The sequence below is a fragment of the Gallaecimonas zhanjiangensis genome (genome assembly GCF_057624825.1).
The window spans coordinates 2,308,208-2,323,262 of sequence record NZ_CM172603.1; the positions used below are offsets into that span (position 1 = coordinate 2,308,208).

The 15,055-nt window shown below is 59.6% G+C and carries 13 protein-coding genes; 3 read left to right on the forward strand and 10 right to left on the reverse strand.

From position 1 onward, the window contains the following. The first annotated feature begins 69 nt into the window (after window positions 1-69). Entirely contained in the window at window positions 70-720 is a 651-nt protein-coding gene (locus AC22G1_RS11055; RefSeq protein WP_487313433.1) for a response regulator transcription factor, read from the forward strand. Here the strand turns inward: AC22G1_RS11055 and AC22G1_RS11060 are convergent. The 6 genes from AC22G1_RS11060 to AC22G1_RS11085 all read right to left on the reverse strand — a co-directional run bounded on the left by AC22G1_RS11060 (window position 701) and on the right by AC22G1_RS11085 (window position 9,736). Continuing rightward, window positions 701-4,057 (reverse strand): PAS domain-containing hybrid sensor histidine kinase/response regulator, encoded by a 3,357-nt coding sequence (locus AC22G1_RS11060; RefSeq protein WP_487316716.1) that lies wholly within the window; start codon window positions 4,055-4,057, stop codon window positions 701-703. The two genes, AC22G1_RS11055 and AC22G1_RS11060, sit on opposite strands and share 20 nt — an antisense overlap. After that, the gene (locus AC22G1_RS11065) at window positions 4,057-4,797 is read right to left on the reverse strand and encodes a 3-hydroxybutyrate dehydrogenase (protein WP_487313434.1); all 741 of its coding nucleotides are present in this window, start codon (window positions 4,795-4,797) and stop codon (window positions 4,057-4,059) included. The genes AC22G1_RS11060 and AC22G1_RS11065 overlap by 1 nt, the downstream gene beginning before the upstream one ends. A 1-nt stretch (window position 4,798) precedes the next feature. Continuing rightward, window positions 4,799-5,455, reverse strand: a complete 657-nt coding sequence (locus tag AC22G1_RS11070; RefSeq protein WP_050660008.1) for a CoA transferase subunit B — start codon at window positions 5,453-5,455, stop codon at window positions 4,799-4,801. Window positions 5,456-5,458: 3 nt separating this feature from the next. Next, entirely contained in the window at window positions 5,459-6,151 is a 693-nt protein-coding gene (locus tag AC22G1_RS11075; protein ID WP_487313435.1) for a CoA transferase subunit A, read from the reverse strand. Window positions 6,152-6,261: 110 nt separating this feature from the next. Then, window positions 6,262-7,227: a protease SohB gene (sohB, locus tag AC22G1_RS11080; protein WP_487313436.1), complete on the reverse strand. Its 966-nt coding sequence runs from the start codon at window positions 7,225-7,227 to the stop codon at window positions 6,262-6,264. A gap of 85 nt (window positions 7,228-7,312) precedes the next feature. Continuing rightward, window positions 7,313-9,736: a VolA/Pla-1 family phospholipase gene (locus tag AC22G1_RS11085; RefSeq protein WP_487313437.1), complete on the reverse strand. Its 2,424-nt coding sequence runs from the start codon at window positions 9,734-9,736 to the stop codon at window positions 7,313-7,315. A 169-nt stretch (window positions 9,737-9,905) separates the two neighbouring features. Here AC22G1_RS11085 and AC22G1_RS11090 point away from each other — a divergent pair, with 169 nt between their 5' ends. Then, on the forward strand, window positions 9,906-10,649 hold the full coding sequence (locus AC22G1_RS11090; RefSeq protein WP_487313438.1) for a YciK family oxidoreductase: 744 nt from the start codon (window positions 9,906-9,908) through the stop codon (window positions 10,647-10,649). Window positions 10,650-10,687: 38 nt separating this feature from the next. Here the strand turns inward: AC22G1_RS11090 and AC22G1_RS11095 are convergent, their stop codons facing one another. Further along, the gene (locus tag AC22G1_RS11095) at window positions 10,688-11,677 is read right to left on the reverse strand and encodes a carbohydrate kinase family protein (RefSeq protein ID WP_487313439.1); all 990 of its coding nucleotides are present in this window, start codon (window positions 11,675-11,677) and stop codon (window positions 10,688-10,690) included. A gap of 103 nt (window positions 11,678-11,780) precedes the next feature. On the opposite strand from AC22G1_RS11095, the gene AC22G1_RS11100 reads away from it, so the two are divergent. After that, entirely contained in the window at window positions 11,781-12,929 is a 1,149-nt protein-coding gene (locus tag AC22G1_RS11100) for a 3-phenylpropionate MFS transporter (RefSeq protein WP_487313440.1), read from the forward strand. A 35-nt stretch (window positions 12,930-12,964) separates the two neighbouring features. On the opposite strand, the gene tesB is transcribed toward AC22G1_RS11100, so the two are convergent. The 3 genes from tesB to AC22G1_RS11115 all read right to left on the reverse strand — a co-directional run bounded on the left by tesB (window position 12,965) and on the right by AC22G1_RS11115 (window position 15,027). Further along, the gene (gene tesB / locus AC22G1_RS11105; RefSeq protein WP_487313441.1) at window positions 12,965-13,840 is read right to left on the reverse strand and encodes an acyl-CoA thioesterase II; all 876 of its coding nucleotides are present in this window, start codon (window positions 13,838-13,840) and stop codon (window positions 12,965-12,967) included. An 11-nt stretch (window positions 13,841-13,851) separates the two neighbouring features. Then, window positions 13,852-14,496: an MBL fold metallo-hydrolase gene (locus tag AC22G1_RS11110; protein WP_487316717.1), complete on the reverse strand. Its 645-nt coding sequence runs from the start codon at window positions 14,494-14,496 to the stop codon at window positions 13,852-13,854. Between the two features lie 69 nt (window positions 14,497-14,565). Further along, the gene (locus AC22G1_RS11115) at window positions 14,566-15,027 is read right to left on the reverse strand and encodes a hypothetical protein (protein WP_487313442.1); all 462 of its coding nucleotides are present in this window, start codon (window positions 15,025-15,027) and stop codon (window positions 14,566-14,568) included. Window positions 15,028-15,055: the final 28 nt, after the last annotated feature.

A 15,055-nucleotide genomic window follows, 5' to 3' on the forward strand; every position in this document is an offset into this window, starting at 1 on the left:
TATCTAGAACAAGTGCTGCGCTGGCGACGCAGTGCCGGTACACTAGCCACCAGAGTAGACAAGGTATTTATGCCAGCCGTGCATGCCATTATTGCTGACGACCATCCCCTCTTTAGGGGCGCCCTTAAACAGGCGACCGAAACCCTCCTCGAAGGCCCCGTCATGGAAGCGGCCTGTATGGACGAGGTGTGGGAGCTGCTAAAGCGCCACCCCAGTACCGAGCTGGTCTTTCTGGATTTGATGATGCCGGGCACCGACGGCTTTGCCGGGTTGTCCATCCTCAGGGCCGAGTACCCCGATGTGGTGGTTATCATGATCTCCGCCCACGAAGACGCCACCACCATTGGCCGGGCCATGGCCCTTGGCGCCAGTGCCTTTGTGCCCAAATCGGCGCCGCTGCCACTGCTGGCCGAGGCCATTGCTGCGGTGCGAAACGGCGATACTTGGCTGCCCGAAGGCATTGAGGTGGTCAGTGGCGACGACACCCAGCATCTGAGCCTCTTGGCCAAGCTCACGCCCCAGCAGCTAAGGGTGCTGAAAATGATTGCCGATGGCCTGCTCAACAAGCAGATAGCCTATGAAATGGACGTGCAGGAAACCACCATCAAGCAGCATGTGTCGGCCATTTTGCGAAAGCTTGAAGTTAACAACCGCACCCAGGCCGGGCTTCTTTACCAAAGCCTACAGCAGGTGGATCACCTCAAGCCAGCAACCTTCTAACCAAGTTCTTAAGTGGCATGGGTTTGACCGGTTTGAGCAGGAAGTGAAAGCCGGCGTCGATAACGGCGCTGCGAATAGCATCCCCTTGGTCGGCCGAGTGAATGACACAGGGCAGCTCCCCCCACCGCTCTTGCAGGCGTCGCGCCACATCTACCCCAAGGGCGCCATCATCCAGGTGATAGTCAATCAGCAGCAGCGCCGGCGCGGCCAGCTTCTGGGTCTCTGCCTCATAACGCACGGCGTGTACCTCGGCGCCCCAACTTTCCAACAGCGCCGTTAACGCTTCGCGGACGTTATCGTCGTTATCCATCACCAAAATCGGCAATTTTGGCAGCCATTGCTGGGTTTGGCGCTGGCTCAAGGCCTTTTGAGGCGCCGCCCCGGCGCGGGCCCGTGGCAGGCTGACCCCAAAGGCTGCCCCCTGCCCCGGCGCCGATTCCAGGGCCAGGCGGTGGCCAAGCAGGCGGCAAAGCCTGTCGGTGATGGCAAGGCCAAGCCCCAGGCCCTGCCCCTGGCCGGGGCTGAGCTGCTGGAACTCGGTAAAGATGCGCAGTTGGTCCTCTTCTGCAATGCCGGGACCGGTATCTCGCACCCAAAGCGTTAGCCCAGGGCCCTGGCGCCTGACTCCCAACAGCACCGTGCCGCGCTCGGTATAGCGCACCGCGTTGGCCAGAAGGTTCTGGGCGATACGGCGCAGCAGGCGTTTGTCAGAGCGCACCCAAAGCGCAGTAGGCACGGCGCGAAGGGCTAGGCCTTTATCCGAGGCGATGGCGGAAAATTCACGCACCAACGGCTCCAGCACCTCGCTTAAGGGAAAATCGCTCAGCTCCGCCTTGACGGCGCCAGCCTCGATTTTGGTTATCTCCAGCAACGCCGAAAGCAGGCTCTCGGCGGACTGCAGCGAGCTTTGCACGTTATCGGCCAGGGCCTTTAACGCCCCTTCTGGCGCTTTTTCTTTTAACAGCGCGCTAAAAAGGATGGCGGCGTTAAAAGGTTGCAAGAGATCGTGGCCGGCTGCGGCAAAAAAACGGGTTTTAGCGGCGGTGGCTTCTTCAACGGCGCGGTTGGCAGCCAGCAACTGGCTGTTGACGGTTTGCAGGGCCTGGGTGCGCTCCTCTACCCGCTCTTCCAGCGCTTCGTTAAGCTCGGTGAGCTGCTGCTGGGCCTGGATAAACTCGGTGATGTCGGTGTAGGTGGTAACAAAGCCGCCGCCGGGCAGAGGGTGGCCTTCCATCTCCACCACGGTGCCGTCGTCCTGGCGGCGCTGGTAGCGATAGCGTGAGCCCGAGCGCAGGTGATTAAGGCGCTTTTGCACTTCCTGGGTAGGGTCCCCGGCCAGAAGGCCGCGCTCGGCGTTAAAACGAATTAAGTCTTCGACCGGCCTTCCCACCGTTACCAGGTCGTCGGGGTAGTCGAACAGCTCCAGGTAGCGCCGGTTCCAGGCAATGATGCGCATGTCCCTGTCCACCACGCTGATGCCCTGGGAGATGTTCTCGATGGTGGCAGTCAGCAGGCTCTGGTTAAAGCGCAGCACCTGGGAGGCTTCGTCCACAAAGCTCGCCACTTGCGACAGCGGCAGCGCCTTTTGGGCCCGAAGCGCGTCCATCACCATGCGCATGGAGGCGCCGCCAATCACCGCCGAGAGGTGTTTTTCCACCTGCTGGACCAGCGCCACCGGCGCCGCCTGGCGGGAAAGCTCGGTCGCACCGGGGTACTGGCGGCGAATAAGGCCCTCGGCCACTTCTTCACCGGCAAAGCGTTTGACCAACTCAAAGCAGTCTTGCACCGTCAGCACCGATGAGGCGACGTGCAGGGGCTGGCGCATAAAAGAGTCGGCCTGCAACTGCTCGCTGACCGAGGTGTGGGACAAAAATGACACCAGCACAGTGAGCGCCAGGTTGACCCCAAGGCTGAGCAGCGTGCCAAAACTGATGGCGTCCATGGGCACCGGCAACCCCGGCACCGCCACCCCAAAGCCTTGAGGGAGCAAAAGGGTGTAAGCCCAAAGCAGCGAGCCTGCCATTAACCCGGCACGGGCGCCCTTGGAGTTGGTGCCGCGCCACACCAGGCCCAACACCAGCGGCGGGAACAGCTGCGCCACCAGCACAAAGGCCATCAGCCCCATTTGCGATAAGGTGTCGCTGCTGACACTGGCCCGGTAATAGAAAAAGCCCCCCAGCACCACCACCAGCATCGCCAGGCGCCGCAGCCACAGCAGCCAGCTGCCCTGCCCCGTCTCCGGCAAACCTCGCACCTTGAGCAGCAAGGGCGCGGTGAGATCGTTGGTGATCATGATTGATAGCACCACCGTTGCCACCACCACCATGGCGGTAGAGGCCGAAAGGCCGCCAAGGTAAGCCAGCAAAGTGAGCCAGGGCGAGTTCAGCGCCATGGGCAGGTAGAGCACGTAGCGGTCCGGGCTTACCGAATCGCCCAGCAACACGGCACCGGCGAGGCCCAGCGGCAGGGTAAAGATGCCAATGGCCACCAGATAGGCCGGGAACAGCCACCGGGTACGGCGCAAAAAGGGCAAACGGGGACTTTCAACAAAAGCGAGGTGAAAAAGCCTTGGCAAACACAAGGTGGCGGCCAGCCCCAGCAGGGTATGCACCCAATAGACATAACCGGGGGCCGCTTGCTGCTGCAATTTGGCCACATGAGGGCTTTGGGCGGCCACCTCCAGCAGCGGGCCAAAACCGCCAAACTGGCCGTACACCACCACCAGCGCCAGCACCCAAAAGGCAATCAGCTTAACGATGGACTCAAAGGCGAGCGCCGTCATCATACCAGCGTTATGGGCCTGGGCCTGGGTGTGGCGCGAGGCAAACAGCATGGCAAAAATGGCCATGGCCAGGGCAACCCCCAGGGCGGTGTCTTGCCACCAGTGGCTGCTTTGGTGATCGGTCAGAACATTGATGGCATCGGCCACCGCCCTTAACTGCAAGGCGATATACGGAATGATAGAGGCCACCGCCACCAAGGTGACCGACACCGCCAAGGCGCGGCTGCGGCCAAAGCGGGTAGCGATAAAATCGGCAATGGACGTGATGTTGTTGCGCCGGATATGAATAGCAAGGCGCTTTAAAGCAGGGAAAGCAAAGAGGTACAGCAAGATAGTGCCGGTGTAAGTGGGGGGGAGCCACCAGCCGTTATGTACCGCTTGCCCTGTGACCCCGAAGAAGGCCCAAGACGTGCAGTAAACCCCCAATGACAAACCGGCTGTCCATCCGGACAGCCGGTGCCTGGCATTAACGCGCTCGCCCCAATAGGCGATGGCGAACAGCAGGGCTATATAGGCAAGGGAGACCAGGGTAACCGGCCCCCACCCCAGCGGCATCACCTGGCGGTCCAGCCTCCGTCCAGCACCAGGGTCTGGGCCGTGATGTTACGGGCCGCAGGGCTGGTGAGGAACATGGCAGTACCGGCTATCTCCTCGAGGGTGATAAAGGCCTTTTTGGCCATGGGCGCCAGGAAGATTTTGGACACCACATCCTCTTCGGTCATGTTGTTTTCCCGCGCTTGGTCGGCAATTTGCTTGTCTACCAGCGGGGTTTTCACATAAGCCGGACAGATGGTGTTGACGGTAATATCCGCCTCACCCAATTCCAGGGCCAGGGTCTTGGCAAAGCCTAAGAGGCCATGCTTGGCTGACACATAGGCTGATTTATAGGGGGATGCCACCAGCGAGTGGATAGAGCCAATATTGATGATGCGGCCAAAGTTCTGCTCGCGCATGGCGGGCAGGAAGGCTTTGGTCATGATCATCGGCCCCACCAACATGATATCAATCAGCTGGCGCCACTTGTCGGCCGGGAAGTCTTCGAGCCGCGCCACGTGTTGAATACCGGCATTATTGACCAGCACATCTATGGCGCCCACTTCTTTGGCCAGGGCCTCGGAAGCAGTTGCATCGGTGACGTTAATGGCCACGCCTATGGCCTTGGGTAGCTTGGCGGCGGCTTCAGCCGCCTTGGCGCCGTCCAGGTCCGCCAGCACCAGCTCATGGCCAGCGTTAGCAAACTGTTCGGCGATACCAAAGCCGATGCCAGAGGCACCACCCGTTACCAGCACTTTCATGTCATACCTCCATTTCTGGAACATCGTCGGCAGCAATGAGCTTGCCGGCAGTCTTTTCACGGATTTCCTGAACGCTGACCCCGGGCGCACGCTCTTTCAGAACGAAGGCGCCATTCTCTATTTCGAAATACCCCAGGTCGGTAAGGACCTTTTTGATGCAACCGGCCCCGGTCAGGGGCAGCTCGCACAGGGGAAGCAGTTTTGAATTGCCGTATTTATCGGCATGCATCATGGTGACGATGATGTTATCGGCCCCCGCCACCAAATCCATGGCGCCGCCCATGCCCTTGACCAGCTTGCCGGGGATCATCCAACTGGCAATGTTGCCTTGAATGTCCACCTCAAAAGCCCCCAGCACGGTCAGGTCCACGTGGCCGCCACGGATCATCGCAAAGGATTCGGCAGAGTTGAAGAAGCTTGCACCCTTCACAGTGGTGACAGTCTGTTTACCGGCATTGATTAAATCCGGGTCGACTTCGTCTTCGGTGGGGAAAGCGCCCATGCCCAGCAGGCCATTCTCCGATTGCAACATCACATCGATGCCCTCGGGAATGTAGTTGGCCACCAGGGTGGGAATGCCGATACCGAGGTTGACGTAGTAACCGTCTTTGAGTTCTTTGGCGACACGGGCCGCCATTTGTTCGCGGGACAGTGCCATGACTCAGCTCCTTACGGTCCGTTGCTCGATGCGTTTTTCAAAGGTGCCCTTGATAACCCGGTCGACATAAATGCCGGGGGTATGGATAAATTCAGGGTCCAATGCGTCAACGATTTCTTCGGCTTCCACCACGGTGATTTTGCCGGCGGTGGCCATCATCGGGTTGAAGTTCATGGCAGTCTTGCGAAAAGTCAGGTTACCGAAGCGGTCCGCCTGATAGGCGCGCACCAGGGCAAAGTCGGCGGTCAGGCTGGGCTCCAGCACATAGTTGCGGCCGTTTATTTCGCGGGTTTCTTTGCCTTCGGCAACCGGGGTGCCGTAGCCGGTGGCGGTGAAAAAGGCCGGGATACCGGCGCCGCCAGCACGAATTTTCTCGGCCAGGTTACCTTGGGGGGTCAGTTCCACTTCCAGCTCACCAGAGAGCATCTGGCGCATAAATTCGGCATTTTCGCCAACGTAGGACGCAACCATCTTCCTGATCTGCTTGGTTTGCAGCAGCAGGCCAAGACCAAAGTCATCAACCCCGGCATTGTTGGAAATGCAGGTCAGGCCTTTGACACCGGTATCGCGCATGGCGGTGATAAGCCCCTCGGGAATACCGCACAGGCCAAAACCACCCACCATTACCGTCATGTTGCTATCGATGCCAGCCAAGGCCTCGTCGTAACTCTGAACGATCTTATTAAACCCAGACATCACAGTCTCCTTATGAAACTTGGGCCATGCTAGCGCCCAGCTTTGCCAAGGCACCAGCCTACTTTAGTGTTAGAGGTTCGCTCCCAGGGTATACCTTGCTTTACAGTGCCTTACAGACCAAGCCGTGTCAGCACGGCGCGCAAGGACAAGCCCAGCTTCTCACCCAGTTTGCGTTTGAGTTGGTAACTGACCGCCAAGATCCGATGGCTGCCCAGCTTGCCGCTCAGATAAGCATCGGAGGTGGCAATGTCGTCAATCAGGCCTTTCTCCAGCGCGTCGACCCCCAGCCACACTTCGCCGGTAGCCACCTGCTCCACATCCAGTTGCGGCCTAAATTGGCTCACGTGGTTACGAAAGTGACCGTGGATCACGTTGAGATCGGCAACAAACTTCTCGCGCCCTTCCTCGGTGTTCTCCCCCAACACGGAAAGGGTTCGTTTGAATTTGCCAGCAGTGTGTTGCTCATAATCGATGTCGTGCTTTTTCAAAACCTTATGCAGGTTAGGAATGCCCGCTATCACACCGATAGAGCCCAGCATGGCAAAGGGCGCTGCCAAGATCCTGTCGGCAACGCAGGCCATCATGTAACCGCCACTGGCGGCCACCTTGTCAACCACAACGGTAAGCGGAACCCCGGCATCCCGGACTCGCGCCAGTTGTGAAGCGGCCAGGCCATAACCATGGACCACGCCGCCCGGAGATTCCAGCCGCAGCAGCACTTCGTCTTGTACCCCGGCCACCGCCAACACGGCGGTCACTTCCTCGCGCAGGGCTTCTACTTCATGGGCGTCCATGGAGCCGTGAAAATCCAGCACAAAGAGGGTGGGCTTGCCGTCGTCACTGGCCTTTTTAGCGGCCTTTTCTTCGGCTTTAAGGTTTTTTTTGTCCAGCAGTTCGGCTTTGAGACGCTGGCCGTAGCCGCGCAGGCGTTTACCCAAGTCGGTAACGGTCAGCTCCCCTCGCTGGCGCTGCTTGCGAAGGGAAAGCGCCGCCACCACCACCAGCAATACCACTATGGCTACCACCAGGGTCAGGGTCTTGGCCAGGAACAGGCCGTATTGAGAAAGAAAATCCAATTTCACTACTCCGTGACTGCAAAGCCTTGAGTGTAAAACAAAACACCCGGCCAGTGGCCGGGTGTTTTTATGCATTAACGGCGACTTAGTCTTGCGCCGCGTCCGCCAATACCGAGCTGTTTGTCACCAGGATGGTCAAACCTTTGCTGGCCAGGAAGCTGGCCACTTGGGATTGCATCTCGGTCGTTACCGCAGCTGAACTGGTCGGGTCGAGCAAGGAGCCGTGCGCACCGGCATTGAAGTGCGCCACACCGCTAACCTGGGTGGTGCCGTCAGTGCTGGTCAGAGTAGCGGTGATAGGGCTCAGGCCCAGGCTTGCCACCAGCGGGTCAGTACCAGACAGCGGGTAGCCGAAGGCGGCGTTGCTGTTGGGAATAACCTGGTCGCTGGTACCGGCAGTGCCGTTACCCACTACTTCGTGAACCAACAGGCCCGGGGTGTTGGACTTGAGGGTCACGCCATAGGCGATGGGGTCGGCAGAGTCCAGTACCGTTTGGGCGGCAAACAGGAACTGCGGCAGGAACTGCTCGTACACCGCATCAACCAACTGCTCGTAACCGGTATCACCGGGTTGCAGGTTGTTGGTGTTGGCAGCGGTCAGTGCGCTCTGGAAGCTAGAAGACGCCACCAGGCCATCTTGCACCGTGGCGGCAAAGGTCGGCGAGAAGGCGAAGATACCGGCTACACCGGCGCCAGGCACGGACAGGGCCGCGCTCTTGAAGCTAAAGAAGGCGGAGTAGTCGGTACCGCTCGGGTCCTTGGTTTCGGTGTTACCCACCGCAACCGCTTCAGAACCGACGATGGAGCCCAAGGAGATACCCATGTAGCTGACATCGGTGCCGTCCAGGTTGGTGCCGCCGCCAAGGGTCTGGGCGGTCAGGGCGGCGCGCAGGGACAGCTCGTCCATCACGCTTTCGCGCAGGTTGTCACGCACGGTGCCAAGGCTGGCCAAGTTGGTGTAAATACCGACGTTATCACCGGCATTGAGGTTCTCTTGGCCGTCACCGGTCAAGTCCAGGCCACGGGTGCCATGCAGCGGCAGGTCGATGGCGATCATCGCCTGGCCGTTAAGGGCCAGGGTACCGGCGATGGCAAGGCCGGTTTCTTTATAGGAGGTAATGCCGTGGCCGTAGACCACGGTAGGCCAGCCGGCGGCGCCTTTAGCAATGGTGCCGTCCATACCCAAACCGCCACGTAGAACATTGACGGTGCTGGGGATAGGCAGGGTAACCAGTACGTCGATGGTCTTGATGGAGCGGACCTGGGGCACCGGGTTGTACTTGGTGATGAATTTGAGCGGGTCAACATCAGCGCCAGCGTCGTTGGTGAAGCTGGCGCCGACCAGCAGCGCGTTGTTGGTCAGCGCAGCGGTCGGGTCGATGCCTTGGGCAACGGCTTGCTGGGCGTAGTTGGCCTGGCTCAGGGTGCCGTTTTGCAGGGCCAGCAGCACGGCAGCCGGGCTGTCACCAGAGGCTATCCATCGTGAAGACAGGGCGTCGCACTGGGTCAGGTCGCCAGTGGCGATGTTACAGGCACCGCTGGCAAAATCAGCCGCAGTGGGTTTATCCAAGAAGTACGGCAGGCTCAGGGTGGCTTTATACACCTCGGCGCCGCTCGCCAGTTGGCCGGCGGTGGTGGAGCCATCCAGGCCCAGTACATCGGCAGCGGTCATGCCGGTGTCAGTCAAAGCAGACAAGCTCAGTTGCCCGGCGTTGAGGGTCTGCATCAACACCAGCTTGGCGTATTGCAGGGTATCGATGGTGCTCTGGGTGGTGAACAGGCCAGAGTAGGTGACGCTGTCTTTGTCGATGCCGGCAGCAGCCAGCACGTTTTCATAGGAGTTGACGGCGGTTTGCGCGGACAACTGGTCGGCGGTACCCAGCGGGGTGGTGGCCACGTCCTGCTTGAGCAGGTTATAAGTGGCAGAGCCTTGCACTGAGCGGCCTTCGGAGTCGTGCACCAGGGTGGTGGTGGCCACAACATAGGCGGATTTGGCATCCAGTGGCTTGAGGGGCACGATAACGATGGTGTTGTCGTTGGTCACGGCGGTGGTGAAGTCGGTGCCGAAGGTCAGAGCCGACTCGAAGGTGCAGGCGTCAACAGAAGACGCATCGGCACAGTTGGCATCGTCGCCACCTTTGGTGACTTTCAGCAGCACCACAGCGCCGGCTTGCTGCACGGAGGTGTCATCCAGGGTGATGCCGGTGGGCAAGTCAACACTGATGGTAAAAGGCGTGCTCAAAGACCAGCCGTCCATGCCGGACAACACGGCTTGAGGATCGTAAGGGCTGGATTCGTCGGCGACACCGGGGATATTAAGGGTGCCGTCCGTGGTACCGCTCAGCAGCAGATCGTTGGGGATCGGCAGCACTCCATTGGAGGGATCGTAAGCGATACGGGCAGTTGCGATGCTGTTATCTGTTCCGGGTGTTTCGCTGTAGGAGTCATCTCCACAGGCACTCAGGCCCAGTGCTGCCAACACAGCGATGCTGACAAATTTCTTATCCATGATATTCCCCATTAAATGGTTGTTTTGTTTTAGTTGACCATCGGGTCAATACGTTACTCACTGGTCCGACTTTTTACAAATCTTTCCCGTAAAAACTTCTATCCTCGCCTATTTGGGCCCTTCTAACCCTTCGGGTAGACTGGCCACAAACTGCCGAACGGAATTATCCATGCTCGACTACCAAGCCTCAAAAGATATCTTAAAAAACAGAGTTGTTCTGGTAACAGGCGCCAGCACCGGCATCGGCCGGGAAGCCGCCCTCTGTTATGCCACCCATGGCGCCACCGTGCTGCTACTGGGGCGAAATGTTAAAAACCTGGAAAGCGTTTATGACGACATCGCCGCCATGGGCGCGCCCCAGGCGGCCATCATCCCTCTGGATATGCTGGGCGCCACCGACCAACACTATCGCGATATGGCGCTGACCATTGAGAACCAGTTCGGGCGGTTGGACGGCGTGCTGATGAACGCCGGTGAGCTTGGCACCCTCACCCCCTTTGAGCAGACCGACGACGACAGTTGGGACAGGGTGATGAAAATCAACGTCGATGCCACCTTTCGTATGACCCGCGCCCTGTTGCCGCTGTTAAAGGCCAGCGAAGATGGCCGCCTTATCTTCACCAGCTCTGGGGTGGGCAAAAAGGGCCGCGCCTACTGGGGCGCTTACGCGGTGTCCAAGTTCGCCACCGAAGGCATGATGCAGGTGCTGGCCGATGAAAACAGCAAAGGGCCATTGCGGGTTAACTGTATCAACCCCGGCGGCACCCGCACCGCCATGCGCGCCAAAGCCTTCCCAGCCGAAGATCCCATGACCTTGAAAACCCCGGCCGATCTGATGCCCCTTTATCTGTACCTGATGGGGCCTGACAGCAAGAGCGTCAACGGCCAGAGCATCGACGCCCAGCCCAAATAACGGGCCCATAAAAAAGCCGGGCTAAAAACCCGGCTTTTTTATGGCTGCCAGGGCGAGCGCTTAAAGACGCGGGTATCCGCCGCAAGCTTCTTCTCAAGACTGGGTTTATCCAGCAGCTGATTCTTGGCGCCTTTAAAGGCCAGCACCGACTCGGCGTTGAGCATGCCGGCTTTTACCGCCTGCTCCAGCGGCCGGCCACAGGCCAAAGCCGCCACAAAACCACTGGCAAAGGCGTCGCCGGCGCCGGTGGTTTCAACGATGGTCAATTCCCGCTGCGGCTCGGCCCACACAACAATGCGCCGGTCTGTGGCTATGGCGCCAGCGGCGCCGTCGGTGATGGCAATCACCGGTATGGCAACCTGGCTGGCCAGGGCTTTGAGTAATTCATCGCTGCCGTGGTTTTCCCGCTCGTCCCAGCCCAGCAACATGGCGCTCTCTTCTTTGTTGAGCACCAGCACCGTCAGGCGCTCAAGGATGGGCTGCAACGCCGCCAAGCCCTCTTTGGCAAGATAACTCGAAGGGTTAAAAGCCACTTTGGCCTCGGTTTTAGCGACCAGCGCCTTTAACGTGGCAAGGCTTTGGCCCAGCATCGCCGAGCAATAGAGCCAGCGGCACGGCGGCAAAAGGGCCTCATCTTCACTTAAAAAATCGTTGGCGCCTTTGAACGCCAAGATGGTGCGGTCGTCATCAATGGAGTCAAGAATAACCGACAGCCCGGTCTGCCCGGCTTTTACACCGACAAAATCAACCCCCTCCGCTGCCAGTAAATCGAGCACCTGCTGGCCTTGGGGGTCATCGCCAATTTTGCCCAAAAAGGCGGTCTTAAGGCCCTGGCGGGCAAAGGCGACGGCGGTGTTGGTGCCGCCGCCACCCACCGTGATATTCAGGTCTTTAATAAGAATTTTGCCCCCCAGCGGATAGGCGATAAGCCGCTCTAAGCTGTGGCGGGTTTCGATTTGCACCAGCTCCGAATCGGTGTCGGCAAAAAGGTCTACCGTTGCCGAGCCCAGGGTAACCACGTCAAACATAACGCCTCCTTTTTATCGAGCATGGCAGCCCCCTGCCCCGGCTGCCTTGACCCGGCGCAATTGGCAGGCGAAGATCCCAGCCCCGCTGCCCAAGGATGCTGTGATGACCCTGAGCCCTACACGTTGGCTGTCTTTGTTTTATATACACTTTTTCTTAGGCTGGGGGATCTATCTGCCGTTTTGGTCGCTTTGGCTCAAAGGCCAGTCCCTGACCCCGGCCCTGATTGGCATTTTGCTGGGGGTTGCCCAGGGCACCCGCGCCATGGGCTCGCTTTTTATCACCACCCGCATTCGCCGCTCCGAGCAACTGATGCCGGCGGCAAGGCTGTTGTCCCTGGCCACCTTGGTGCTGTTTTGCGGCTTTCTCCTTCCTCAAAGCCTGCCGCTGCTGCTGGGGCTGACGTTAATAAGCTCGCTCCTCTACTCGCCGCTAATGCCCATCTCCGACGCCATCGCCACCCGCATGGTGGCGCAGATAGGCATTGATTACGGCAAGGTGCGGCTGTGGGGGTCGGTGGCCTTTGTGGTGATGTCGACCCTGATGGGCTATTTCACCGGCCTGTGGGGGAGCCAGGCGGTACTGTGGTGCCTGCTGGTCACCCAGTTGATGATGTTCCTCGGCACCCTGCCGGCCATGTCGGTGCCGCTCACCGATGGCGCCGCAGCTAAAGCCAGCACGCCCTGGCATCAGCTACTTAAGCTCCCCAAACTGCGCCGTTTTTTGTTTACCAATATGGCCATTCAAGGCAGCCACGCCGCCTATTACGGCTTTTCAGCCATTTATTGGCAGTCCCTTGGGATCAGCGCTGGCACCATCGGCTTTTTATGGAGCTGGGGCGTGGTGGTGGAAGTGGCGGTGTTCTTCTTTGCTAAACGGCTTTTTGGCAACAAGCGCGCCAGTTGGCTGCTGAGTATTGCCGCCTGTGCCGTGATGCTGCGCTGGACCGGCACCGCCTTTGCCAGCAGCCTGTGGCAGCTGATTTTGCTGCAAGCCATGCATGGCCTCACCTTTACCCTCGCCCACCTTGGCGCTATTACCTACATCAGCAAAGAGCTGCCGCGCCACCATGGGGTGGGCACCCAGGCGCTGTATTCGGCCCTGGCCTTGAGTTTGTCGGTGGCGGCGATGATGCTGGTCACGGGGGGCCTCTTCGAGGCCCTGGGGGGCAAGGTGTTCCTGGTGATGGCGGCCCTTGGCCTGCCGGCGCTGCTGCTGGCAAGAAAGGTTCGGCCCATCGAAGAGCCGGCATGAAAAAAGGCGCCCTTAGGGCGCCTTTTTGTAGGCGGTTATTGCGGCGTTTTTGGCTTTCGCTGGCGAATAAGCCCTTCTTGCTGGGTAGAGGCCACCAGCCGGCCCTGGCGGTCAAAGAACTGGCCGCGAACCAAGCCCCTGGCGCCACTGGCAATGGGGCTTTTCACCACGTACAGCAGCCAGTCGTCCATCCTAAAATCCTGGTGGAACCACATGGCGTGGTCGATGGAGGCTACCTGCAGGGTCGGCTCCATGTAGCTGCGGCCATGGGGCTGCAAAGACGTGGGCAGGAAGTTGAAGTCGGAGGCATAGGCCAGCAGGTACTGATGGATGCGCGGGTCGTCCGGCATCATGCCGTTGGCCTTTATCCACACGTAACGGACCGGCTCGGCCACTTCGGGCGCGGTGGGGTCGTGAAAAACCACCGGGCGCATCTCGATGGGCATTTCGGTGAGGAAATTCTCGAGAATGCGCTTGGGCAAGCGCTCGGCCAGCGGCTCGGCCAGCTCACGCTCGCTTTTTAAGCCCTCAGGGCCGGGCACTGCCGGCATTTCGTCCTGATGGGAAAAACCTTCTTCGGCTATCTGAAAGGAGGTAGTGAGCTCAAAAATAGGCCGCCCATGCTGAATGGCCTTGACCCTTCTCGTGGAGAAGGTGCCACCGTCGCGCAGGTTTTCCACCAGGTACACCACCGGGCTTTTGGCATCGCCTGCTTCAAGAAAGTAGGCGTGCAGGGAGTGGGCGCTGCGGCCGGTATCGACGGTGGCCTGGGCGGCGCTCATGGCCTGGCCCAGCACCTGGCCGCCGAACAGGGCCGGAAAGCCCAAATCCTGGCTCTGGCCACGAAAGATACCCTTCTCTACCGGCTCAAGTTCCAACAGCGACAACAGTTCATTTAATACAGGAGACATGGAAACCTTCCTCAGCCAAAGCGGCTATCGGCAACAAAGGGGTTGGTACGGCGCTCTTCTCCGAGGGTGGACATGGGGCCGTGGCCGGGCACGAAACGCACGTCGTCGCCCAGCAGGAACAATTTATTGCGAATGGCATCCAGCAGCTGCTGGTGGTTGCCCATGGGAAAATCGGTGCGGCCGATGGAGCCTTTGAAAAGCACGTCCCCCACTTGAGCCCAGCGGGCCTCGCGGTTAAAGAGCACCACATGGCCAGGGGTGTGGCCGGGGCAATGGAGCACCTCAAAGCGAAGGGTACCGAGGGTTAGCGTGTCGCCATCATCGAGGTAACGGTCGGGGCTAAAGGCAACCGGGGCGGGAAAACCGAACATCCGCGCTTGGTCGTCCAGGCGGCTTAACCAGAAATCATCGGCTTGATGAGGGCCAATCACCGGCACCCTAAGGCGCGCTTTAAGCTCGCCGGTGGCACCAACGTGGTCAAGGTGGCCGTGGGTCAGCCAGATGGCGTCAAGCTCAAGGCCCTTTTGGGCCAGCTCGGCCAGGATGCGCTCGGGCTCGCCGCCCGGGTCTATCACGGCGGCTTTGCGGGTTTGCGGGCACCAGACCAGCGTGCAGTTCTGGGCAAAAGGCGTGACGGGAAGCAAGGTAAATTCCATCACTGTCGACTCATGTTCATTCAGGCAATTGCTCATGGTACCCCGAGCCAAGGGGCCAAAGGCAAGTGCTTATGGCGCCGGTCGCTTGCCACGGCATTGCTCAAGCCGGTGCAATACCTGCTCGGCCCTGGCCGCCACCCAACTTGGCAGCACCGCGTCAACGTTCATGGTTTGGCGGTCATACACCCGCCCTGGCCACTTATCGCGGCCGCTCTCGGTCAAGCACAGCCCCACCGACGGAAACACGTGATGGTAAACCAGGCCAAGAGTCTCTATTTCCTGCCAGGAAACATGGCCCTTGCTGAACCAGTAATGGAGAGTCAGGCCCTGCTCATCGGCTGCCAGGTACATGCAGCTACGGCTAAGGGCGCTTAAAAACAGCAGTGCGAAGAGACTGAAGATCCCCATCACCCACACACCGTAGGCTTCCCCTACTTGCCAGCGCCAGCCGCCAATGGCGGCGATCAGCAAGCAAAGTAGTACAGACAGCAGCACAATGCCTTTATTGGCACCTCGGCTATAGTGGTTCATAGGTCCTCCCATTCGTGGCGGGCCAATC

What these genes read in the sequence shown, in the direction of transcription:
- AC22G1_RS11110 (WP_487316717.1), bottom strand. Translation starts at nt 14,496, where the DNA reads ATGGAATTTACCTTGCTTCCCGTCACGCCTTTTGCCCAGAACTGCACG.
- AC22G1_RS11115 (WP_487313442.1), bottom strand. Translation starts at nt 15,027, where the DNA reads ATGAACCACTATAGCCGAGGTGCCAATAAAGGCATTGTGCTGCTGTCT.
- tesB (WP_487313441.1), bottom strand. Translation starts at nt 13,840, where the DNA reads ATGTCTCCTGTATTAAATGAACTGTTGTCGCTGTTGGAACTTGAGCCG.
- AC22G1_RS11095 (WP_487313439.1), bottom strand. Translation starts at nt 11,677, where the DNA reads ATGTTTGACGTGGTTACCCTGGGCTCGGCAACGGTAGACCTTTTTGCC.
- AC22G1_RS11070 (WP_050660008.1), bottom strand. Translation starts at nt 5,455, where the DNA reads ATGGCACTGTCCCGCGAACAAATGGCGGCCCGTGTCGCCAAAGAACTC.
- AC22G1_RS11090 (WP_487313438.1), top strand. Translation starts at nt 9,906, where the DNA reads ATGCTCGACTACCAAGCCTCAAAAGATATCTTAAAAAACAGAGTTGTT.
- AC22G1_RS11075 (WP_487313435.1), bottom strand. Translation starts at nt 6,151, where the DNA reads ATGTCTGGGTTTAATAAGATCGTTCAGAGTTACGACGAGGCCTTGGCT.
- AC22G1_RS11055 (WP_487313433.1), top strand. Translation starts at nt 70, where the DNA reads ATGCCAGCCGTGCATGCCATTATTGCTGACGACCATCCCCTCTTTAGG.
- AC22G1_RS11060 (WP_487316716.1), bottom strand. Translation starts at nt 4,057, where the DNA reads ATGCCGCTGGGGTGGGGGCCGGTTACCCTGGTCTCCCTTGCCTATATA.
- AC22G1_RS11100 (WP_487313440.1), top strand. Translation starts at nt 11,781, where the DNA reads ATGACCCTGAGCCCTACACGTTGGCTGTCTTTGTTTTATATACACTTT.
- AC22G1_RS11065 (WP_487313434.1), bottom strand. Translation starts at nt 4,797, where the DNA reads ATGAAAGTGCTGGTAACGGGTGGTGCCTCTGGCATCGGCTTTGGTATC.
- AC22G1_RS11085 (WP_487313437.1), bottom strand. Translation starts at nt 9,736, where the DNA reads ATGGATAAGAAATTTGTCAGCATCGCTGTGTTGGCAGCACTGGGCCTG.